Source organism: bacterium (genome assembly GCA_021372615.1).
Classification (GTDB): Bacteria; Armatimonadota; Zipacnadia; order Zipacnadales; family UBA11051; genus JAJFUB01.
This window is the reverse complement of the sequence record JAJFUB010000074.1, coordinates 55,654-77,678: the sequence shown is the minus strand read 5'-3', so window position 1 is coordinate 77,678 and position 22,025 is coordinate 55,654. Positions and strand designations below refer to the sequence as shown.

At 68.4% G+C, this 22,025-nt stretch carries 16 protein-coding genes; 10 read left to right on the top strand and 6 right to left on the bottom strand.

What is annotated here, in order from left to right; all coding sequences use genetic code 11:
* Positions 1 to 71 precede the first annotated feature (71 nt).
* The 4 genes from LLH23_10980 to LLH23_10965 all read left to right on the top strand — a co-directional run bounded on the left by LLH23_10980 (position 72) and on the right by LLH23_10965 (position 6,721).
* Positions 72 to 2,714, top strand: a complete 2,643-nt coding sequence (locus LLH23_10980; protein MCE5239004.1) for an SLBB domain-containing protein — start codon at positions 72 to 74, stop codon at positions 2,712 to 2,714.
* Positions 2,715 to 2,739: 25 nt separating this feature from the next.
* The gene (locus LLH23_10975; GenBank protein MCE5239003.1) at positions 2,740 to 4,137 is read left to right on the top strand and encodes a hypothetical protein; all 1,398 of its coding nucleotides are present in this window, start codon (positions 2,740 to 2,742) and stop codon (positions 4,135 to 4,137) included.
* A gap of 111 nt (positions 4,138 to 4,248) precedes the next feature.
* A complete protein-coding gene (locus LLH23_10970; protein MCE5239002.1) occupies positions 4,249 to 5,055 on the top strand; it encodes a copper amine oxidase N-terminal domain-containing protein in 807 nt (268 codons plus the stop codon).
* 115 nt (positions 5,056 to 5,170) lie between these two features.
* Positions 5,171 to 6,721, top strand: coding sequence for a polysaccharide deacetylase family protein (locus LLH23_10965; GenBank protein MCE5239001.1), 1,551 nt, complete (start codon positions 5,171 to 5,173; stop codon positions 6,719 to 6,721).
* Positions 6,722 to 6,784: 63 nt separating this feature from the next.
* Here the strand turns inward: LLH23_10965 and LLH23_10960 are convergent, their stop codons facing one another.
* Positions 6,785 to 7,720 carry a hypothetical protein gene (locus LLH23_10960; protein MCE5239000.1) on the bottom strand — a complete coding sequence of 312 codons (936 nt, stop codon included), beginning with the start codon at positions 7,718 to 7,720 and terminating at the stop codon, positions 6,785 to 6,787.
* Positions 7,721 to 7,823: 103 nt separating this feature from the next.
* Between LLH23_10960 and LLH23_10955 the strand changes: the two genes are divergently transcribed.
* From LLH23_10955 to LLH23_10930, 6 genes are all read left to right on the top strand, one after another.
* Positions 7,824 to 8,414, top strand: a complete 591-nt coding sequence (locus LLH23_10955; GenBank protein MCE5238999.1) for a type II secretion system GspH family protein — start codon at positions 7,824 to 7,826, stop codon at positions 8,412 to 8,414.
* A gap of 18 nt (positions 8,415 to 8,432) precedes the next feature.
* Positions 8,433 to 9,911 (top strand): hypothetical protein, encoded by a 1,479-nt coding sequence (locus LLH23_10950; GenBank protein MCE5238998.1) that lies wholly within the window; start codon positions 8,433 to 8,435, stop codon positions 9,909 to 9,911.
* A gap of 2 nt (positions 9,912 to 9,913) precedes the next feature.
* Positions 9,914 to 10,330 (top strand): ASCH domain-containing protein, encoded by a 417-nt coding sequence (locus LLH23_10945; GenBank protein ID MCE5238997.1) that lies wholly within the window; start codon positions 9,914 to 9,916, stop codon positions 10,328 to 10,330.
* Between the two features lie 31 nt (positions 10,331 to 10,361).
* Positions 10,362 to 12,263, top strand: coding sequence for a DUF4832 domain-containing protein (locus LLH23_10940; GenBank protein ID MCE5238996.1), 1,902 nt, complete (start codon positions 10,362 to 10,364; stop codon positions 12,261 to 12,263).
* Positions 12,264 to 12,424: 161 nt separating this feature from the next.
* Positions 12,425 to 15,814 carry a LamG domain-containing protein gene (locus tag LLH23_10935; protein ID MCE5238995.1) on the top strand — a complete coding sequence of 1,130 codons (3,390 nt, stop codon included), beginning with the start codon at positions 12,425 to 12,427 and terminating at the stop codon, positions 15,812 to 15,814.
* Between the two features lie 176 nt (positions 15,815 to 15,990).
* Positions 15,991 to 17,208 (top strand): glycosyltransferase, encoded by a 1,218-nt coding sequence (locus LLH23_10930; GenBank protein ID MCE5238994.1) that lies wholly within the window; start codon positions 15,991 to 15,993, stop codon positions 17,206 to 17,208.
* A 21-nt stretch (positions 17,209 to 17,229) separates the two neighbouring features.
* On the opposite strand, the gene cysA is transcribed toward LLH23_10930, so the two are convergent.
* The 5 genes from cysA to LLH23_10905 all read right to left on the bottom strand — a co-directional run bounded on the left by cysA (position 17,230) and on the right by LLH23_10905 (position 22,000).
* A complete protein-coding gene (gene cysA / locus LLH23_10925) occupies positions 17,230 to 18,279 on the bottom strand; it encodes a sulfate ABC transporter ATP-binding protein (GenBank protein ID MCE5238993.1) in 1,050 nt (349 codons plus the stop codon).
* Positions 18,272 to 19,282: a sulfate ABC transporter permease subunit gene (locus tag LLH23_10920; protein ID MCE5238992.1), complete on the bottom strand. Its 1,011-nt coding sequence runs from the start codon at positions 19,280 to 19,282 to the stop codon at positions 18,272 to 18,274. The genes cysA and LLH23_10920 overlap by 8 nt, the downstream gene beginning before the upstream one ends.
* Positions 19,272 to 20,120 (bottom strand): sulfate ABC transporter permease subunit CysT, encoded by an 849-nt coding sequence (gene cysT / locus LLH23_10915; protein MCE5238991.1) that lies wholly within the window; start codon positions 20,118 to 20,120, stop codon positions 19,272 to 19,274. Before cysT ends, LLH23_10920 begins: the two co-directional genes overlap by 11 nt.
* Positions 20,121 to 20,147: 27 nt before the next feature.
* Complete coding sequence (locus tag LLH23_10910; GenBank protein MCE5238990.1) at positions 20,148 to 21,227, bottom strand: sulfate ABC transporter substrate-binding protein; 1,080 nt, start codon at positions 21,225 to 21,227, stop codon at positions 20,148 to 20,150.
* A 110-nt stretch (positions 21,228 to 21,337) separates the two neighbouring features.
* Complete coding sequence (locus tag LLH23_10905) at positions 21,338 to 22,000, bottom strand: tyrosine-protein phosphatase (protein MCE5238989.1); 663 nt, start codon at positions 21,998 to 22,000, stop codon at positions 21,338 to 21,340.
* Positions 22,001 to 22,025: the final 25 nt, after the last annotated feature.

The window sequence follows — 22,025 nt, the reverse complement described above, 5'->3', positions numbered from 1 at the left end:
AAGTTGCATATCAGGCCCAGGAGATGCATCCCATCCGGCGTGGTCGTGACAGCGTCGGGGAGCGTAGGCTTATGCCCAAGTTCATGTCGTGGCTCGTCCCCCTCCTGCTCGTCTGCACCGTCCTGCACGCCCAGCCCCCGGCGCCGGTCGAGCCGCCTCCGCCGCCGGTGGCCGCCGAGCCGGAACGGCCCGAGCAGGCCAAGTCTCCGCAGGTCCTGTTCGAGGGCTTGCCGCGCTTCGGCGCCAGTCTGTTCACTACGGTTACTGCTACCGACCAGGGCGTGGTGCCGGCCCCGCCGGCGGGGACCCCGCGGCAGGGCGCGATGAACCGCGCCGCCACCACGCCGGTCGCCAATCTTCCCGTTCCACCCAACTACCTGCTCGGCCCCGGCGACACGCTCGACCTGAGTGTGTGGGCGCGGGACTTCGAGCAGGTCAAGCAGACGGTGACCATCACCCCGGAAGGTTTCGTGATCCTGCCGCAGGTCGGGCGGGTCACGGCGTCCGGGCAGACGATCGAGCAACTCCGCCAGACCCTCGCCCAGCAGTACACCCGCTTCTTCACCGACCCGAAGGTGACGCTGGTTGTGTCCGAGCAGCGCACCATCGAGGTGTTCGTCACCGGCGACGCGACACGGCCGGGGAAGTACACACTGGCCGGCATGGCGACCGTGCTGTCGGCGCTGTACGCCGCCGGCGGGCCGTCGGAGATCGGCTCGTACCGCAAGATCCGCCTGAACCGCGTGGGCCGCGCCGCTGTGGAGATTGACCTGTACGACTACCTGCTGACCGGCCAGCGCGAGGCTGATGTCGTGCTGGCGCCCGGCGACAGCCTCTTCATCCCCCCCGTCAGCGCCGAGGTGGGCCTGATCGGCGAAGTGCGCCGCCCGGCCCGCTACGAAGTCAAGGACGCGCTGACCGTCGGCCAGGCGCTCGCACTGGCCGGAGGGATGAAGCCCAGCGCGTACGCGCCGCTGGTGCACCTGTGGCGCGGCGAGAAGCGCGCGGACTGGATCCTGAGCACGCTGGACTGCGGCGACCCCAACGGCGCCGCCCTGAAGCGGCCGCTGCAGGACGGCGATCTGCTGATCGTCAAGAGCATCCTCGCGCGCGGGGACAACACGATTGAGCTGATGGGCGCCGTCAAGCGGCCGGGCTACTACCCGTGGACGCCCGATGCGACCGTCTCCAGCTTGCTGCGGTCGGCCGAGGGCCTGGCGTGGAATGCCCACATGGCCACCGGTCTGCTGCGCCGCATGGACTACGACCGCCACTACACGCTCATCCCGTTCAATGTCTCCGAGCAGATGTATGGCGACAACCCAACCCCGATCCCGCTGCAGCCCAAGGACGAGGTCGAGATCCTGGCCCAGCAGGCCGTCGAGCCGGCGCAGGAGATCAAGATTGACGGGGCGGTGGCCCACCCGGGCACCTATCCCTTCGCCATCAAGATGCGGGTCAGCCAACTGGTGCTACTGGCGGGTGACGTGCTCCCTGAAGCCTACCTGGGCCGGGCGGACCTGCTGCGCCTGACCCCGGACCAGTCCTACCAGATCATCGCCGTGGACCTGAAGGCGGCGTTGCAGGGCGACGGGGCCAGGGACCTGGAGTTGGCGCGCGGGGACATCCTGAAGATCGCCACCCAGGCCGATGCGCTGCCCGCTCCCGAAGTGCAGATCACCGGCTATGTGCGTCGCCCGGGTAAGTACCCCCGCCGCGAGGGCATGAAGGTCAGCGACCTGATCTTTGCCGCCGGGGGCCTCAAGCCGGGCGCCGGGCCGGACGTCGAGGTGATTCCCGGACGCTTCGAGGGCATGCCCCAGCCCGTACGCCTGGCGCTGACGGGCACCCCCGACGCCTTCCGGATCGAGCCGGACATGGCGCTGGGCGAAGGCGACAGCGTCTCGATCATCGGTCGTGGCGAGTTCCAGGGGCAGGCCGACGTGGTGGTGCTGCAAGGGCGCGTGGAACACCCCGGCAGCTTCGCCCTGCGCCGCGACCGCGACCACGCCTACACCGTGATGGACCTGCTGCGCGATAGCGGCGGTCTGCTGCCCGATGCCAACCCCAATGGCATGGTCATCTACCGCCATCGCGATCTGACCACCGACCCGGCGCAGATCGAGGACCTCAGCCGCATTCTGGCGGCCACCAACCGCGAGTCCGGTCAGGCGCCGATGCAGGTAGGCCAGGGCACGCAGGCGGCGGCCATGAGCACCTCCATCGCCCAGAACCTGTCCACACTCATCTCCCCCGGCGCGGCCAGCATCGTGCTGCCCCCGCGGCCGGTGCGGTCCGAGGACATGGTGACGGCGATCCCGGTGGCGGGCAAGGAGTTGCTGGCCAGCAACGGCAAGGCCGGCAACATTGAGCTCGAGGCGGGCGACAACCTGGTCGTCCCGCGGCGCATGAACACCGTCACCGTGCTGGGCGCGGTGCCGCGCTCCGGCGCAGTGCCCTACGTCGAGGCGTACCGGTGCCGCCAGTACATCGCCGAGGCCGGTGGGCTGCGCGAAGACGCCGCCCAGAAGCGTCTCGTGGTCATCCACCCCAACGGCGCGGCGGCCCCCATCGGGCTCAAGGACGCCATCGAGCCCGGCGACGTCATCGTGGTGCCGACCACGTACATCGTGCGGACCGTGCACACCGAAAACTCGTGGCAGCAGTGGCTGCGCAGCATCATCACCATCGCGACGGCCGCTCTGGTCTTCTAAGGCGCGAAAACGAGGCATCATTACCGTGGCGTGGGCCAACCGTAGCAAGAGCTTCAACGTGTTCTCCTGGTGGGGCGTGCTGACCGTCAGCATCGCCGCCGGGCTGCTGGCCGGCGGCCTCGTGGCGTTGCTGTGGCCGAGCACCTACAGCGCCACCAGCTCGTTCTTCGTGAGCGACCCCGCCGAGCTGCTGTCCACGATGCTGCGCAGTTCCGCGGCCATCCCCGGCGAGACCGAGACGAGCAAGCTCAAGCCCACCCAGGAGCGCCTGCAGGCCATCCTGTCCAGCCGCCTGATGCGGGCCAAGCTGGTCGGGAAAGAGCAGCTCGGCCAGCGCCTCCGCATCCCGGACATCGAGGCTGAAGAGGTCCTGGCGCGCATGGCCAAGATCGCCGCCATCGGCACCGAGGGTTTCAGCGTCACCGTCACCTGTCGCGGCTATACGAGGCTGCGCGCCAGCGTGAGTCGCGTGCTCAAGCGCGAGGAGGCACGGCAACTGTGCGCCGCCCTCGCCAATGACTACCTGATCGAGCTGCAGCAATACGTGACGGAGACGAGCGTTAGCGAGGCGCGCAAGAAGCGCGAGTTCATTGAGAGTGCCGAGCGGCATGTCCTGGGGCAACTGGCCCAGGCCGAGACAGGCATCGAGCGGCTGCAGCGGGGCCACGCACTGCTGGACCCGGACTCCAAGGCCGCCATGGTGACGGATCGCATCAAGGCCCTGGAGCAGGGCGAGGCCGAGGCTCGCGCCAAGATCGCCGAGGCCCAGAGCTCGCTAGCCAAGGCCCGGGGGCAGCTCCGCGGCGTGGATAGCATGCGCGTCTCCAGCGTCGTCGAGATGCGCAACCCGATCATCGCGCAGGTCGAGCAGAAGATCGCCGACCTGCGGATCGAGCTGGCCACGCAGGAGGCGCAGGGCAAGACGCGCCAGAACCGTGACGTCGTCCAGATCAGCACCGCCCTGGAGTCCTGCGAGCGGCAGCTTGCCCAGCTCAAGGAAGATGTGCACAAGGAAGTGGCTCAGGGCGCCAATCCCACGTACGAGAAGGTCGTGGGGCAGGTTGTGGACCTGGAGGTCACGCTGGCCGGGGCCCGCGCCCGCGGTTCTCGCCTCGCGTCCCTCCTGGGCGTCGCCCGGGGCGAGCTGGCTGCTCTGCCGCCGGTCGCGCGCAACTTCGCGGTCCTCAAGCAGGACGAGGAGGTCCAGTTCCAGGCGCTGGCCGCCCTCAAGCAGTCCCTGGCGGTGGCGCTCGTCCAGGAGCAGCAGAGCAAGCGCGTCGGCGAGTTCCTGGTTCTCGACGAGGCCGTGGCCCCGCCCGACCTGCACGGGCCGCCGATCCTGCTGAGCATGGTGCTGACCGCTGCCGTGCTCCTGGCCGCGCTGGGCCTCATCGGCCTGAACCGGATGATCTTCGGGCGCTAGGGCGCCACAACCGTCTTTTGACTTCGCGCTGTCGCCTATGATATATTGCCAGCGTCGCAGCGAGTTGGCGGTAATGTCCTGCGGCGTCGCCCGCCGCGAGAGGTCACGATCATGCGGCAACGTCACGTCTGTCTCTGCCTCATCCTCGTGTCGTGCGGGTTGGGCACGGCCTGGGCCGGCACCTGCGTGCTCGGCGGGGCGGGCGCCCTGGCCCTCCAGGTCACCAGTGTCGCTCCCCTGATGAGGACCCCTGAGGGCGCGGTCGTACAGGGCAGTATCACCCTGTCCCCCGCCGAAGCCCTGACCGCCGGCCTCAGCTCCACCTACTATCTTGACGACAAGCCCCTCACCGTCAGCTTCGATGCCCGGCCCGAGGTGACCGTGGATACCACGAAGCTCTCTGACGGTACACACGCCGTCCGCCTGGAGGCTCTCGACGGCACGAGGCTGGCCTTCAGTAGCGGCAACTTGCCGCTGCACGTGGCCAATGACGCCACAGCCAACATCATCCTGCAGCAGAGCAAAAGCGACCAGGCAGCCTTCACCAAGGTCCGCCGCAAGGTCATGCTGCGCGAAGTCGTCTTCTTCAACAACCGTGAGGCGGATCTGGAGAAGCACGGGTTCATGAGTGGTGGCCGTGTCTACATCACACTCACCGACCTGATGCGCCACATCGGCGGCAGCATGGTCTGGGGCCCGACGGCCAGCTACCTGACGGTGGAGCGTAACGGGGTCAAGGTGCGGGTCGTCCCCGGCAGCGCCCGCGTCTACGTCAACGGCGAGAAGCGCAGCCTCGGCCGCGCCAGCTACCGCATCGACAATCGCACCTTCGTGCCCATCAGGCCCATGCTGGACATCTTCGGTGTGAAGACTGACTGGAACCGGCCGCAACATCGCGCCTTCGTCAACACCAAGTAGCCGGGCGGACCGGATGCCGAGCAAGGCAGCCCTCGAACACAGCATACCGTCGCTCCCGACCACCTTCGCCGTGTCCCGATCTCGACGACGCCTTCGCCGCCTTGAAGGCGTCGTTTTGGCGTTCGCCGGCTATCTGCTGGTACTCGCGCTCCTGACGGTCGTCGCCCGGCCCATCCGGCTGAGTGTCGGGGACGCCTCGTGCCGTGTGGGCCGGGGGGCGACAGCGGCCCAGGCTCTCCGCGCCGGCGGCGTGCGCCCGGAGCCCGGCGACCTGCTCCACCTGCGGGGTGGCCTGCTCCACCAGGGCGGCGGCCTGCCCCCGCGGGTGCTGCGGGGCGGACAGCCCCTGGCGCTCGACGCCGCGGTGAGTCGCGGCGACTCGCTCTGTGTGGCTCCGGCCGCCAACGTGTACGAACCGGTGCGCGAGCAGACTCGGCTTCTGTCGCCGCCGGGGACCAGCGGCACCCTTCCCCCCGCCGTCGTGGGCTCGCAGCGGCTGCAGGTGGGGCTGCTCAGCGGCCAGGCCCTGCTGGAGACAGCGACGGCCGTGCCCACCGTGCCGGCGGCGACCCCACCCCAGACGCCCCGGATGCTGGCTCTCACCTTCGATGACGGCCCCTGGCCTACCGCCACGGCGCAGATACTCGACATTCTCGCCAAACACGGGGCGCACGCCACCTTCTTCGTAGTCGGGGCCCAGGCTCACGGGCGGCCGGAACTGATCCGGCGCACGGTGGCCGAGAGCAACGAGGTGGCGGTCCACACCTGGGCCCACGCCAACCTGGCGCGTACGTCCTCCGGGGCCACCATCGCCGATCTGAACCGCTGCCGCAGCGCGCTGGAGGGCCTGACCGACCAAAGGGTCCGCCTGATGCGCCCACCCTACGGCGCGCTCAACGCCCGCGCCCGTTCCGCCATCGCCCAGACCGGGCTACGCGCCGTGCTGTGGACCGCCGATACCAACGACTGGCGGCGGCCCGGCGCCGACACCATCTACGCGCGCATCATGTCCGGAGCCCGCCCCGGCGCCATCATCCTGTGCCACGACGGCGGCGGCCCGCGCTCCCATACCGTGGCCGCGGTCCGCCGCGCTGTGCCGGCTCTGCAGGCGCGCGGCTACCAGCTTGTGACGGTCTCACAGCTTCTGGGGCTGCAGCCGCGGCCCGAGGGCGGGGCGATCATCCTGGCCGACGGCCGGCGCCTGGAAGTCAAGCCGCTCCAGCCGCCGATCAAGCTGGTCGTGGACGGCAAGCCCGCCGTGCTGCCCGAGGACCCGGTGGAGATGGAAGGGCAGCTCCTGGTCCCGGTGCGGCCGCTGCTGGAGCCGCTGCGCGTCAAGTGGGTGTGGAGCCAGCAGGCCCAGAAGCTCACGATGACCGGAGCCTTCGAGCAACTGGTGCTGCGCCTCAACAGCCTGAAGGTGGAGACGGGGCCGGGGCTGACGGAGGACATGATAGCGCCGCCCATCCTGTACCGGGAGGCGCTGATGGTCCCGCTGTGGGCGGTCATGCGCGTGGCCCAGGCTCGCGCGCTCTACGACCCGGCCACGCACACGTTGCGGCTGGTCAGCTTCAGCCAGGAGATGCAGACGGTCGGCGAGGGGAACGTCGCGCCCGCGGAGTGGGGGAGAGGCTTGAACTGGCGGGAGTACCTGGGGGCGAGGTAGGGGCGCGATTCATCGCGCCCGTTGCCCATATCCCCCGAGCGTTGGGCGCGATAAATCGCGCCCCTACAGCATCTCGTTCGCCACTTCCAGCAGCGCCAGCACGTTCGCGATGGGCACATCGTCCTGGATGCTCTGGGACGGCGAGAAGACGTAGCCCTCCGGCCCGAGCGTATCCCGCACCCGCCGCGCCTCTGCCCGCACCTGCTCCGGCGTCCCGTACGGCAGCGTCTGCTGGGTGCTGATCCCGCCCCAGAAGGCCAGGCGGTCTCCATAGGCTGCCTTGAGCCGGGCGAGGTCCATGCACTCGGGCTGCACCGGGTTGAGCACCTGCAGGCCCATCTCGATCAACGTGGGAATGAGCCGCTCGATGTTGCCGCACGAGTGGACCCACACGTCCTTGCCGTAGGACTTCACGAGATCGAACATCGCCTGCTCGCCGGGGCGGATGAGATCGTTCCATGTGTCCGGCGACATCAGCAGCCCGCACTGCGAGCCCCAATCACTCCCCAGCAGCACCCCGTCTATCTCCGGCAGGGCCAGGAAGTTCTCCATCATCACCAGGTTCTTGCCGATGATCCAGCGCAGCAGGTCGCGGGCCCAGTCCTTCGCCCCGCCCAGGTCGGCCATGAAGTTCTCGAACCCCCGCGCGAAGTAGCCCTTCTCGAAGTGAATGCCGTACAGCCGCACCAGGAAGTACTTGTCGCTCTCCTGGCGCCAGGCCTTGAGGTTGTCGGCGAGGCCCTCGTAGTTGCCACGGCCCAGCACCTGCGGGCGGGACGTCGGTGGCTGTAGCCCACCCCAGTCCGGCCCCAGCTCATGCCAGTGCCACCAGGGCACAGGGATGTCCCGGACGTCGTTGCCGACAAAGTCGGCGACAGGCAGATCGCCCAGGTGCTCCTGCAGCTTCGTATGGGCGTCACCGGTGAAGTCAATGATGTGCGGGGGGTGGTCTACAGGCTGGTGCGCGATGGCTGCCACAACGCGTTCGCGAGAGGTCATGGGGGGGCTCTTCCCTGGGCGGGCCGGCGCTTCCTGCCCCCCGCGCAGGCATTCGCTGTCCGCCGGCGAAATGAGCGGCCAACCTACCGCACGGGGGAGTGCCATGTCCAGGCGTCCCGGCTTCACGCTTGTCGAAATGCTGGTCGTGATTGGCATCATCGCCGTCCTGGCAGCCATCCTGTTCCCGGTCCTCACCTCGGCCACCCGGGCCGCCCGCAAGGCCAAGTGCGCCAGCAACCTGCGGCAGCTCGTCATGGCTCACAAGATCTACTCCGACGATTGCGACCGCACGCTCGTGCCGGCCCGCGCCGGGAGCTTCACCTGGTGCGCCATCCTCGAGCCGAACATGAAGAGCAAGGAGCTGGTGCTGTGCCCCGAGGACCACAGCCCGCAGCAGGTCAGCGGCACGACCGACCTCCCGCACGGCTATGGCATTAACTACGGCCTGACCTACAACACCGCCAGCCAGCCGTTTGTCTACAGCATGTCCTCGATCAGCCGCACCGCCGACCTGCTCCTGTTCTTTGACATGAAGCCCTCGGCCAGAGCGATGGGCTCCAGCTACTACTCGCACCGGCTCACACGCCTGGACGCGCGCCACAGCCACCGCTGCGGCTGCGCCTTCCTCGACGGCCACGCCAAGATGCTGCTGCCCAACGACACGATCAGGCCGGTGAACATGTGGATTCCGTAGAGGGGACGGAATGGCGGCATGAAGTTCCTGCTCGACACGAACATCCTCATCCCGCTGGACCCCACGAACCTGGACGAACTCAGAGCGGGTCGTCCAGAGGTGACCGAATTCTGCCGGCTGGTCCAGCAGTCTGGCCACCACGTCTACGTCCACCCAGCGGTGCGCCAGGACTTGGCGCGTGACGCCGATGGGCAACGCCGGGCACTTCGCGAGCGCCTAGTCAGCAAGTATCCCACGCTGGGTTCCCCGCCGGTCGTGGGCCCCAATCTGGCGTGCACCATAGGATCGCCGCCGTCTGGGTCGAATGACTGGGTTGACGACCAGCACTTGGCCGCTGTCGTTGCCGACGCGGTTGACTACCTAGTCACGAATGACGGCGGCATTCACGGGAAGGCAGCGCGCATAGGTCTGGCCGATCGCGTTCTGCGGTCGACTGAAGCACTTGAGTTCGTAGCCCGTCTATTCGACCGCGCGCCACTTCCGCCGCCAGCCGTGGCGAGTCTCAAAGCCTTCAGCATCAACGATGCCGACCCGATCTTTGGCAGCTTCCGGTCTGACTATCCTGAGTTCGACGCGTGGTTACGGAAGGTCAAGCTCCAGCACCGGCAGGCATGGGTAATACAGGCTCGAGACGCAGACGCATACGCTGCGGTCTGCATCGTCAACCAGGAGAAGGCCGACGAGCGGTTCCGGGCGCGGAAGACGCTCAAGATCTGCAGCTTCAAGGTCTCCGATGACTGGTCCGGCCTGGCGTACGGTGAGTTGCTGCTAAGGACTGTGTTCGACTACGCCCATGAGAACGGCTACGAGTGCCTATTCGTCACCGCATTCCCAAGACACGAGGCTCTGATAGGGTTCCTGCTACAGTTCGGCTTTGAGCGCATCGCCACCAGCGCGAGGACAGGCGAGGACGAGTTCACGAAGGATCTGGTCCCACACCTGGGTCGCACGCCCTCAGATCCCTTCGAGTATCACGTTAGGTACGGCCCCTTCGCCGTGGCCTGGGACTCCGCTGCCATATGGGTAATACCGATCCAGCCCCGCTATCACAGGGCCCTATTCCCGGGCACCGGACCAGAGCGACCGCTTCTGGCGGGTGGGGACAGCTATGGCAACAGCATCCGCAAGGCCTATCTGTCGAGGGCGACCCGCCGCGACATCAGGCCAGGCGACATCCTGCTGTTCTACCGGTCACAAGACCAGCAAGCACTGACGGTTGTCGGGGTCGCAGAGCGGACTCTGGTCTCGACCAGCCCAGAGGAGGTAGCCGCGTTCGTTGGCAAGCGAACGGTCTACAGCTATGCCGAGATCGGCAGCATGTGCATGGCGTCGAGGGCGGTCACTGCTATCCTCTTTCGTCACGCACACGACATCCGTCGGCCCATCCGGTGCGAGCAGTTGGTTGAACACGGGCTAGTGGGCGCCCCCCCTCAGTCCATACAGCAGATCAAGAGCGGTGACACACGATGGCTTCGCACTCACGCACAGGCGCAGTAATATTGCTGTCGATACACCCGAGGTACGCCGACGCCATCTTCCAAGGCCAGAAGAAGGTCGAGTTCCGGAGACGCGGCTTTGGGAGGGACGTCTCCCATGTGGTCGTATACAGCACCAAGCCCGTGGAGGGCATCACTGGCGTGTTCACCGTTGAGACGATCGAGTACGCCTCCCCTGTCCATCTGTGGCGGCGCTATCGTGCCGTCAGCGGCCTCTCGGCCAGCCGCTTCTTCGAGTACTACGCCGGGGCGTGTGAGGGCGTAGCCATCAAAGTGGCGCGTGCGGCGCGGCTGAGCAAGCCGGTCCGCTTGGCCGAGGTTGGCGCACGTCTGACGCCGCCCCAGAGCTTCAGGTACCTGTCGCAGGACGATCTTGCCAGAATAATGTCACTCTCCGCGGCCGACCAAGGCGGACGCTGAATAACCCCGTCGCAGGAAGGAGACATGAGGAATGCCTGCTCTCCTGGTTGTAGCAGTCCTGGTGTCGTCTGTCGCCGCTCTGGCCCAGGACACCCCGCCGGGCCCGGTTGAGCTCAAGCCTCCGGCCTCCGACGAGGTCATCTTCAATCCCGGCATGGGCCTGTATCTGCAGTACCCCCCACTCGACGCCAAGCCCGACGAGTGGTTCATGCAGCTTTGCGACATCGCCTACTACCGGCTGGACTGGTCCGAGGTCAACCCGGAGGAGGGCGTCTACAAGTTCGACGACTACTTCGGCCCCCGGTTCGACTTCTGGGTCAAGCAGTGCGGCAAACGCGTCGCTTTCCGGGTGATGTGCCAGTCCATGCACTCGCGCGGGCAGGTGACGCCGCCGTGGGTCTTCGCCAAAGGCGTGCCGGGGGTCAAGCACATCGCCCTCAACGGCCAGGAGCAGACCGACCCGGTCTTCTGGGATGACCGCTACCTGGACGTGCAGTGCGAGTTCATCCGCAAGCTCGGCGAGTACCTCGACGGCCGACCGGGCCTGGAGTTCGTGGACATCGGCTCCATCGGCGAGTGGGGCGAGATGCACCTGATGCGCTGGACGCCCCAGCAACTGGCCGAGACCGGCTACACCGAGGCGAGGTACGTCGCCGCCTACCGCCGCGTCATTGACGCGCACGTGCAGGCCTTCCCCCACACGCGCATCTTCCTCAACGTCGGCGGGCGGAACCACCTGACCATCAACGACTACGCCGCGATCCACGGGGTGAACTTCCGCCAGGACGGTCTCAACCCCGCCGGCGCCAGCTACGACTGCGGCGAGTGGCTCTACAATCCCTACGCACGCCGGGGCGTCATCTGCAACTTCGAGTTCCACAGCGGCTATGACGAGATGCTCAAGAAGCAGTGGGATGTGAAGACGACCATCGAGAAGGGCCTGTCGGCGCCGATCAGCTACCTGAACACGAACCTGTTCGGCGGCGCGGGCTACCGCAAGGCCCCGCCCGAGGCCCAGGAGTTGCTGCGCGACGCCGCCCGCCGCATCGGCTACCGCTTCGTGCTCGTTTCCCTCAAGCACCCCGCGCAGTTGCGCCTGTACGCCACCCAGCCCTCGCGCCTCCCGCTGTTCGCCACCTGGCGCAATGACGGTGTGGCGCCGTGCTACGCCAGCTACGCCGTGCAGTGGTCGCTCGTGGGCCCGGACGGCAAGGTAGCCTGCGAGCAACTGGACTACCCGCCGACCCCGACGACACTGTGGTGGCCCGGCGAGGAGCAGCAGGTGGGCACGGTGCTGCGCCTGCCGGCCGGGCTGCCGGCGGGCCAGTACCGCCTCCGCGTCGCGATGCTGGACCCAGAGGCGAAACAGATGATCCGGCTGGCGCTGACCGGGCGAGATGACAGCGGCGCCTACCGGCTGGTGGAGCTGACCGGCGTGGCCTCGGCCGCGACCAACGCCACGGTCCATGAGAATGGCTTTGAGCAGGAGCCGACGAGCTGGAACCCGGTGGAGGGCATAAAGCTGTCGCTGTCGACCGAGGGCCCCCACTCGGGCGCCTCGTGCCTACTGGCTGAAGGCACTGCCGGGCGCGTCTGGAACTACGCCCAGACCCGCCTGCAGGCCGCCGCCGTCCCGTACGGGCTCTATCGTCTGTCGGCATGGATGCTCGTGGAGACGACTGACAATCCGCGCAAGGCGCCTTACCTGAAGCTCGCGACCAACGCCGCCGACGGCAAGTGGATCACGAACTACAGCACCAATCCGTACGATCTGCGGCAGTTGGGCACCTGGCAGCGCCTGGAGACGACAGCAGAGCTGCCGGCCAACGCCGCCGCCCTCGACATCGCCATCGAGAAAGGTGACAACACGACCCCCATCGCGCTGCGGCTGCGCCTCGATGACGTGAAGGTGGAGCTGCTCGAGGCGCCGTGAGGGGGTCGTTGGGAGTGGGGAACCGGGAATCGGGGCCGTTCGCCCCGAAGGGGCCGTCGTGTGTAGCCACGGGCGTGAGCCCGTGGACCCGGGGCGCCTCCCTTCCCTCCTCCCACCGCGGATGGCGGCGACCTGACACGCGCCGTGTCGGAGGCATGACGATGCGAACCACGCTACTGCTGGGACTGATCCTCATGGCAACCGCCGCCCTGGCCGGGCAGATCGAGTTGCGCCGCAGCGCCCCCGGGCAGTCGGGTGTCCGCCTGGCGCCCGTCTCCGTCGGCGTGCCCTTCGCCATGGGCGCGCTCAAGGACGACAGGCAAGTCTGGCTGGCCGATGCCAAAGGCCGACCCGTGCCCCTGCAGACACTCGTCACGAGCCGCTGGTGGGCGCGCGGCAACAGCGTCCAGACACTCCTGTGTACGTGGCTGGCCGACCCGCAGCAGGAGCGGTACGCGCTGCACTTCGCCGAGCCGCCGAAGCAGCCTGCGCAGGCCGCGCAGGTCACCGTCAAGCAGGAGGGCCAGACGGCCACAGTGAACACCGGCCCCCTGCGGGCGGTCGTGGGGGGCGACAGTGGCTTCCTCCAACTGCTCGTCCTCCAACCGGACCAGATGCTCATCAGCCCCGCCCGGCCCGCGGCCCTGCGCTGCGGCGACTTCTCCTCAGCGGGAGGCCTGGAGCAGGTGACCGTCGAGGAGAGTGGCCCGGTTCGTGCCGTCATTCGCTTGCAGGGCCACCACCGCAAGCCCGATGGCAGCAAGTCGGTCGCCTTCGATGTGCGCCTGCGGTTCTACGTCGGACAGCAGTTCATCGAGCTGGACCACACCTTCGTCCAGGATACCGACGAGATCTTCCACGACCTGCCGTTCGTGTCGGTGGAGTTGCCCCTGATGCCAACAGACGGTGACGTCACCTTCGGCCTCGAGGGCGGCAAGACCGCCGAGGCGAAGGGCGATTGCTCGCTCCTGCAGGTCGGGCCCGACCAGAAGGAGGGCATCAGCACCGACAACAAGCGCGAGGAGTTCGTCAAGCTTCTCGACGAGCGCAAGCAGTGGTGGTCGGAGGACGAGAAGCGGCGCTGGAGCGGCGAGCAGGAGATCAAGGCCTGGGCGACGACGCTCACCCGTGCGGGCAAGGCCGAGCAAGTGGGCGAGCGGGCGCCGGGCTGGCTGACGCTCCGCCCCGCGGGCGATCGCTGGGCCCTCACCGTCGCCCTGCGCGACTTCTGGCAGCTCCACCCCAAGGCCTACGCCGTGCAGGGCGACACGCTCCGGTTGTTCCTCGTGCCGCAGATGCCCCGGCCGCTGCACATGCACATCGGCATGGGCAAGACGCACCGGTTGCTGCTGAGCTTCGACAGCCCGGAGACGGCTGCGGCGGCCCGGCGCGCGGCGTTCCTGCGTCCGCCCCTGTATCTGCCCGCACCCGAGGTGTACTGCGCCTCGAAGGTCTGGGGTGATGTCCTGCCCCGGCAACAGGGGCGCTACACGCTCTACGAGAGTGAGGTCGAGCGCGAGATCCGCAACGGCTACCTGGGACGCGCCGAGGGCGCCAACGCCTACGGGATGCTCAACTGGGGCGACATCGGCGGCGGCAACTCGTATATGAACCTGGAGACGGCCTACGACCACGGGATGGCCGTGCAGTTCATTCGCACCGGCGACCGCGACCTGTGGGACGGCCTGGACCGCGCCGTCAATCACTTCCGCGATGTGGATGTGCAGCAGGCGAAGATCCCCGGCCCGTGGGACTGGGGCCTGTGGGTCATGCCCGGCTACATGCCCGAGAAGCTGGCGCAGGCCTGCGCGACCGATGACAAGCTGCGCGACTCGATCTTCTACTGGACCGGCACCCAGCCCCCCGAGATCGGCGGGGTGCACCGTCACTCATACATGCACTTCGCCAACGCCGCCTTCACGCCCGTGCCGTCCGACAGCCGCTACCCCGAGAAGCGTATGAAGCAGTACTCGGGGAGCTGTGACGTCGGGGGGCACGGCTGGGTCGTCGGTCTGGTGGACCACTACCTGCTCACCGGCGACCGGCGCTCGCTGGAGGTGGCCGAACTGGCCGGGCAGTGGGTACTCAAGCACGGTGGGACCGGCTGGGGCCGGGACAACTGGAAGTACATTGACCTGGCGTGGCTGTACAGGGCCACGGGGAAGCGCGAGTACCTCGACCGTCTCCTCCAGGGCCTGGAGGTGCTCTATGCCGACAAGGAGTCCACGGTCGAGCGCATCGCCGCCCAGGACAAGACGCTGATGTCGCCGTACTACACGATCCTGCAGTTCGTCAAGCACGTTCACCAGCTCACCGGCGATGAGGGCGTCCGAGCCAAGTTCCTGGACATGGTCACGCGCTGGATTGACAACGTGCCCTCCGCCGACACCAGCATGGGCCCGGTCTTCCAGTACATCCGCGAGTACAAGGACAGCCGCTGCCACACCGACTTCGCCGACCTGGCCTATGCCTACAACCTCACCGGCGACCGCAAGTACCTGGACAAGGCTCTGAACACGCTGGACTTCTACCTGCACTTCGCCTACCACTCCACGGCCTTCTTCTCCATACCGGAGTACCTCTACGCCCTGGACCAAGCGCAGATCGAGGCCTTTAGCGATCCCCCGCCGACCATCCGCCAGAGCAAGGCCTTCTGGGTGGACGAGCGCGACGAGCCGGTCAAGCTGGTCGTCTACCAGCAGAGCGGCTACCGCGTGGGCTCGCAGGAGGTCAAGGGGCAGATCACAATCACCTCGCCCTCGGGCAAGCAGACGGTGACCCCGATCACCCGCAGCAGCCTGGATGTCTTCCGGCTGACCATCCCGCCGGAGGGCGAGCAGGGCATCTACAAGATCGAGGCTCAGGCGCCGGGGTGCTGGTATTGGTATGGCGCGTCGGTCCCACTCACTGCCGGCCCGCCGCCGGTACTGGCCGCGGGCAAGCTCGGCCAGGGCGTGCGCCTGGCCGACGGGGCGAAGCTGCTCATCCCCGCCGCCGGCCACCTCAACATGGACGAAGGCACCGTGGAGATGTGGTTCCAGCCGGGCTGGAACGCCCCGAGCGGGCGCACCACCGCCGTTCCGTATCACTACCACCAGCTCTTCGACAGCCGCAACAGTGAGTACGACTACGGCTTCGTGCTGTACCTGTACGACGGGGGCGAGGTGAACGCCGGCAAGAGCCTCATGGCCGCCTGGGCCGACAAGGACAAGTCCGATGGTGTCGCCCTGGGCGTGCAGTGGAAGCAGGGCGAGTGGCATCATCTGTGCTTTGCCTGGAAGAAGACGGGCGAGGCGACCGGCATGCTGCGACTGTACGTGGACGGCAAGCTCGTGGCGGAGAAGAAGGACGCGGCCAACGCGCCCCGCCGCCCGAGCGAGACGATCGCCCTGGGTATGAATCCCACGGACAGCCCGAACACCCCTGCCAACGGTGTGGTGGACGAGCTGCGCATCTCGAAGACCATGCGCGAGCCGACGCTCGGCCCGCTGACGCAGGACGCGGACACACTGCTGCTGAAGCACTTCGATACAGAGATGGAACTGCGCTAGGGTCGGGCAGGCGAGGCCGCCTGCCCTACTGGGGTCGTCGTGTTGCCTATCCTGTGCGTCACGATGTCAGTAGCGCGGGCGGCCAGGCTCGTGCGTTGCAGCACCAGTAGCGCGGGCGGCTTCGCCCGCGCGCCGTCTCCGGAACCACACTTCTCGCGTGGATGTTGGCCTAGACAATGCCCGAACCGCTCCGCCTGCTCCAACTGCTCGGCCCCGACGAGGCGCTGATGTACCCGGCGGCGCTGGCGGTCGGGCGCCGATGCCTGCGACAGGGCGGGCACGCCGTCATCGCCGGCCCGCTGCTGCGCCACCAGCAGGAGCAGATCCACTTCATCGAGGCCCGGTGGGTAAATCTGCCGCTCAAGCCCTATGCGGACGAGAGCGCCGTGGCGGCGGAGCGGACGCAGGTGGCGCGGCTGGTGCGCGACTTCCGGCCGGATGTGGTCCACGCCTACGGCCTGGCCGCCCTGCGCGCCGCCGGCGGCGTCGCGCCGCTGGTCGTCACCCTCTCCGACCTTACGCAGTACCACCCGCAGGGCTGGGGACGCTGGCGCCTGCGGCGGCTGCTGGGCCGTTGCAGCGCCCTCATCGTGAGCTCGGCCAGCGACCACGAGGCCCTGGCGCGTGTGCATCGCAGCCTGGCGGGGCGGGCGATGCTCCTGCCTCCGGCGGCCGAGGTGCGGCCCGTCACGGCGGACTTCGACCTGGCGCGCAAGCGGCTGACGCTGGGGTTGCGCTCGGAGACGGCAGCCGTCGGCGTCATCAGTCCCGCGGTCTCGGGCCTGGGGCTGGAGACCGTCCTGGAAGCCGCCGTGGCCATCACCCGCGACTTCCCCAATGTCGAGTTCCTCTTCGTCGGCGATGGGCCCGACCAGGAGAAGCTGATGCTGGCGGCCCACCACATGGGCATCGGCGGGGCCGTCGTCTTCCGGGGGACGCGGGCGGATGTGCCCGAGATCATCGCCTCGCTCAACACCCTCATCATCCCCCGCGAGGTGTCCGGCAGCGTCGGCTACGCGCTGCAGGCCGTGGCCATGGAGGTGCCGGTGCTGGCCGTGCGCACCCCGGCTCTGGCCGAGGTGCTGGAGCGAGTGGACCCCGAGGCCTTCGTTCCGGCCGACGACGCGACGGCCTTGGCGCAGGTGCTGTCCCGGCGGCTGGAGATACTCCCCCCGCCGGACGACGATGCGTACGCCGAGTTCGGTGGCTTCAGCACCGGCGAGATGTTGGTGTCCAACCTGGGGTTCGATCTGGACGGCATCGGCCTGGAGGCGCAGTGGCGGGGGGACGAGTCGGAGCGACGGCTGGCGGTGCGCCGCGCCCAAGAGCGTTTCAGCATCAGCGCCGTGGTGCGCGAGACCCTCGGGGTCTACGACGAACTGCGGCAGGGGTAGTCGCGCTCCAACGACACCTGCCTATCGCCCCGCTTCGACCGGATACGCCCAGGCGCGCTCGGCGCACAGCCCCACTGCTTGCCCCGGCTCCAGCCGGCGGGCCTGGCCGTTGCGCAGATGCGCGTGGAGGGTCTGCCCGTCGGCCAGTTCCACTTCCACCCGCGTCAGGCTCCCGATGCGCAGGCAGCGGCGGACGGTCGCGCTGGCGCCGCTGCCCGCCGGCCCGATGAGGACATCGGTGGGCCGCACCATGTACACGGCCGGCTGCGTGCCGTCGCTCGCCCAGGGCGCGGGGGCGGTCAGGGCGCCCACGTGGGCCACGCCCGCCGCCGCTTGGCCCTGGAGCTGGTTGATCGGCCCGACGAAGCTGGTCACGAAGGGTGTGGCCGGCTGCTCGTAGACCTCCGCCGGGCTGCCGATCTGCTCCACCCGGCCGCGATGTAGCACCACCAGCCGGTCCGACAGCTCCAGCGCCTCGTCCTGATCGTGCGTCACGAACACCGAGGTCACGTGGAAGTCATCGTGCAGGTGGCGCAGCCATTCGCGCAGCTCGACCCGCACCTTGGCGTCCACGGCGCCGAAGGGCTCGTCCAGCAGCAACACCCGCGGCTCGGGCGCCAGGGCCCGCGCCAGCGCCACCCGCTGCCGCTCGCCGCCCGAGAGCTGGTCCGGCCGCTGGCGTTCCTTCCCTTGTAGTTGCACCATCTGCAGCAGCTCGGCCACGCGCGCCGCCACCCGGTCGCGCTTCCACTTGCGCACGCGCAGGCCGAAGGCCACGTTCTCGAACACCGTCATGTGCCGGAATAGCGCGTACTGCTGGAAGACGAAGCCCACGTTGCGGCGCTGCGGCGGCACGTCAGTCGCGTCGGAGCCGCCGATGCGGACCATGCCGGTCGAGGGCCGCAGCAGCCCGGCGATCAGGCGGAGAATGGTGCTCTTGCCGCTGCCGCTCGGGCCCAGCAGCGTCACCAGCTCGCCGTGACGGACGTCGAAGCTCACGCGGTCCACTGCCGGCAGGTCGCCGAAGTGGTAGCTCAGGTCACTGATCTGCAGTTCGAGGTCATCAGTCATGGTGGGTAGAGGGCGTCCCCTCGTCAGGGCCGCTTCCGGTATCGGTATGAGGGCCCGTAGCGGGCCGAGTGTCGCCAGTAGGGCAGGCGGCCTCGCCTGCCCGTCCCCGGCGCGCGGGCGAGGCCGCCCGCGCTACTGATGTGGAGGCGCCGCTCTCGCCGGCGACCTCGGCGCGCGTGCGGATGATCTCGGACGCGATCAGCACCAGGAACGAGACCAGCGCCAGCACCGCGGCCGCGGCGAAGGCGGCGTTCGGGTCGAAGTCCACGCAGGCCTGGTGGATGAGCAGCGTGGCAGTCTGCGTCCGGCCGATGATGTTGCCTGAGATGACCAGCACCGCGCCGAACTCGCCGATGGCGCGGGCGATGGTCAGTGTGACGCCATACAGCAACCCCCACTTGATCGAGGGCAGCGTGATGCGCCAGAAGGTGTACAGCCGCCCGGCGCCGAGCGTGTAGGCGGCCTCGTCCTGCTCGCGCCCCACCGCCGCCAGCACCGGCCCCACCTCGCGGATCACGAACGGCAGCGTCACGAACACTGTCGCCAGGAGCATCCCCGGCAGCGCGAAGGCCACCTTCAGGCCGAGACGCTCGACGCCCGGGGCCAGCCAGCCGCCCTGCCCGAAAAGCAGGATCAGCATGTACCCGGCGATGACCGGCGAGAGGGCGAAGGGCAGGTCCACCAGGGCGTTGAGCAGGCTGCGGCCCCGGAACCGCTGGCGCACCAGCACGACCGCCACCACCACCCCGAAGCAGGTGTTCAGCACCACCGCCCCGATGGTCAGCAGGGCCGTGAGCCCGAAGGCGTGCAGGGCCTCGGGGCGGCTCAGTTGCCGCAGGAAGAGCGCGGGGCCCTGGGCTGCCGCCTCCTTGAGCATCCAGACCACGGGCAGCAAGATCAGGAGGGCGAAGTACAGCCACGTGCCCCCGATGAGGGGGCCGCGCGCCCGGTCTCGGCCGCTGCCGGGGCCGCCCCGGAGCACCGTGATGGCTTCAGCGCTCATGGCGCCTCACCCGCCGCCGCTGCAGCAAGTCCGCCGCCACGAGGAACGCCAGCGAGGCCAGGAGCAGCACCAGCGACATGGCGGTCGCCGCCTCCGGCTGCCAGCTCTCCACCTGGCCGTACACATACACCGAGGCCACCTGCGTCTTGAGCGGGATGTTGCCCGAGACGATGACAATGGAGCCGAACTCGCCCAGGGCGCGGGCAAACGTCAGCGTCACGCCCGTGGCCAGCGCCGGCATGATGGTCGGCAATGTGATCCGCCGGAAGATGAGCCACCCGCCGGCTCCCAGCGTCTGAGCCGCCTCCTCGGTCTCCAGGTCCATCTCCTGCAACACCGGCTGCACGGCACGGACGACAAAGGGGAAGGTCACGAACAGCAGGGCCAGCACGATGCCCGGCCGGGCGTACATGATCTGGACGCCGTGCGCCCCCAGGAAGCCGCCGAGCAGGCTCTGCGGGCCGTACAGCACGACCAGCATCAGACCCGTCACGACTGTGGGGATGGCGAAGGGGAGGTCAATGAGCGAGTTGAGCAGGGACTTGCCGGGGAAGCGGTACCGCACCAGCACGTACGCGATGGCGGTGCCGGTGACCAGGCTCAGCCCCGCCACCAGCAGCGCGGCGGCCACGGTAAGCGCCAGGGCGTGCAGCGCCTCCGGCTCCGTCAGGTGGCGCCAGAGCTGAGGCAGCGGCATGCGGCCCGCCGCCGCGACAACCGCCAGCAGCGGCAACACGACCAGGAGGCCCACGTAGCCCACGGCCACGGCGCGGAGGCCGTAGGCGGCCACGTTGCCGCTCCGCCCCCGGTTCGTGATGTCTCGCGCAATGGCTGTCACGACACGTCTGCTCTCTTGGCTCGGACGCTACTGCTCGCGACCAATCCTGGCCCACAGGCCGTCGGGGCCGTAGATGGTCTTGTTGACGGTATCCCAGCCGCCCAGGTACTCCATGGTGAAGAGCTGCGGCGGCACGGGGTACTGGTCCGCGAACTCCCTGGCGACAGCCGGGTCCACGGACCGGAAGCCATGCTGCGCGAAGCCGCGCTGGGCTGCGGCGGTCCACAGGAACCTGACGAACGCCTCGGCGACCTGGCGCACGCCGTGCTTGTCGGCGTTGACGTCCACCAGCGCGGCGGGGTTCTCGATGAGCAACGTGGCGTCCGGCAGGATCACGTCGTACTTGTGGGCCTGCAGGTTGCGCAGCTTCAGCTCGTTCTCGTAGGTGATGACGACATCGCCCACGCCGGTCTCAAAGGTGGTCATCGAGGCGCGACCGCTCTTATCCATGACCTTGATGTTCTGGCGGATGCGCCGGAGCAGGTCGGCCGCGTATGTCTCGTCCCTCTTGCCCTGCTTCTCGCTGCGCTTCAGGGCCCCACCGTAGATCGCGTTGACATCCCACTGGGCCCCGCCCGAGGTCTCCGGGTTGGGGCACAGCACCTCGACGCCGGGCCGGGCGAGGCTCTCCCAGTCGCCGGTGATGTGCTTCGGATTGCCCACCCGCACCCCCAGCGCCACGACGGAGTGGGTGATCATCCCCCCGTGGTCGGCGGCGGTCCAGTCGTGGGTGATGAGGCCCTTGTCCTTGATGCGGTCCACATCGGCCGCCAGCGACAGGCAGGCCACATCGGCCTCCAGGCCCGCACAGATGGCGCGGCTCTGCGCCCCGCTGGCCTCGTAGGACTCGACGAACTTCACTTCCTGCCCCGTCTTCTGCTTCCAGTACGCCTGGAAGGCGGGGATGACGACCTTCTGATAGGCCTCTTTGGGCACGGTGTAGGCGGCCAGCGTCAGCGACACCGTGCCACCGCTCGGTGCGGTAGGTTCGGTGGCGGCCGCCGGTCCGCTGGACGAGGGCGCGTTGGTGCGGGGGCAACCGGCGAAGAGCAGGACACTGAAGCCAAGTAGCAATGACAGCGCAACAGGAAGACGAAACTGACGCATCGAGACAATCTCCGGCTATGCACTCAGATTAGAGCCTGATTGTAGTGCCACAGGGGTCCGCCTGTCAATCGTGTGGGGGCACGACGGCGCTCGGCAGCGCGGCGGCGCTCTCAGGGGATGATGACGACTTGCGGCGGGGGCTGGGTGGCGGCAAGGCTGTTCAGCTTGCCGCGATCAAGCTCCTTGAGGTACTCCTGCAGGGGGACGAAGATCTCGTGGAAGCCGAAGCGCGGCAACTCCAGCGCAGCCTGCTCGGGGGGCCAGTGCTGTTCCATCACCCGGTAGATCGCCACCACCGTTCCCGTGCGGTCCGACCCGGCCTTGCAGTGGACGAACACCGGCTGGCAGTCCGGGTCGCGCACGACCTGCAGAAAGGCCGCGACCTCGTCATCGTCCAGCTCGGAGGGGTTCATGGGAATGTGCACGTAGCGCAGGCCGAGGCCTTGCAGGGCCTGCCGGTCGCTGTGGAACTCCTGCAGGTCCACGATTGTGCGCACCCCCATCAGCTTGAGCATGCGGTAGCCGGCGGCGTCGGCATCAGCACCGCGGTAGAGGTTGCGCGACACGCGGGCGAAGTTGCTCAGGCCGGGGATGTCGTTCCGGGGCGTGGCCAGTGGGTACTGGGCCGGCGCGGTGACATCCACCACCCGCGGCTTCCAGCCCAGGTAGGTGAACCAGCCGGAGCCGACCCAGTAGTAGACGATGGTGGCCACGAGCAGCACCACCAGCATCGCCACTGCGCCCTGCAGTCGGTAGCGCCAGGCCGAACCCATGCTACCCTCACGTCCCCCCGGGTTC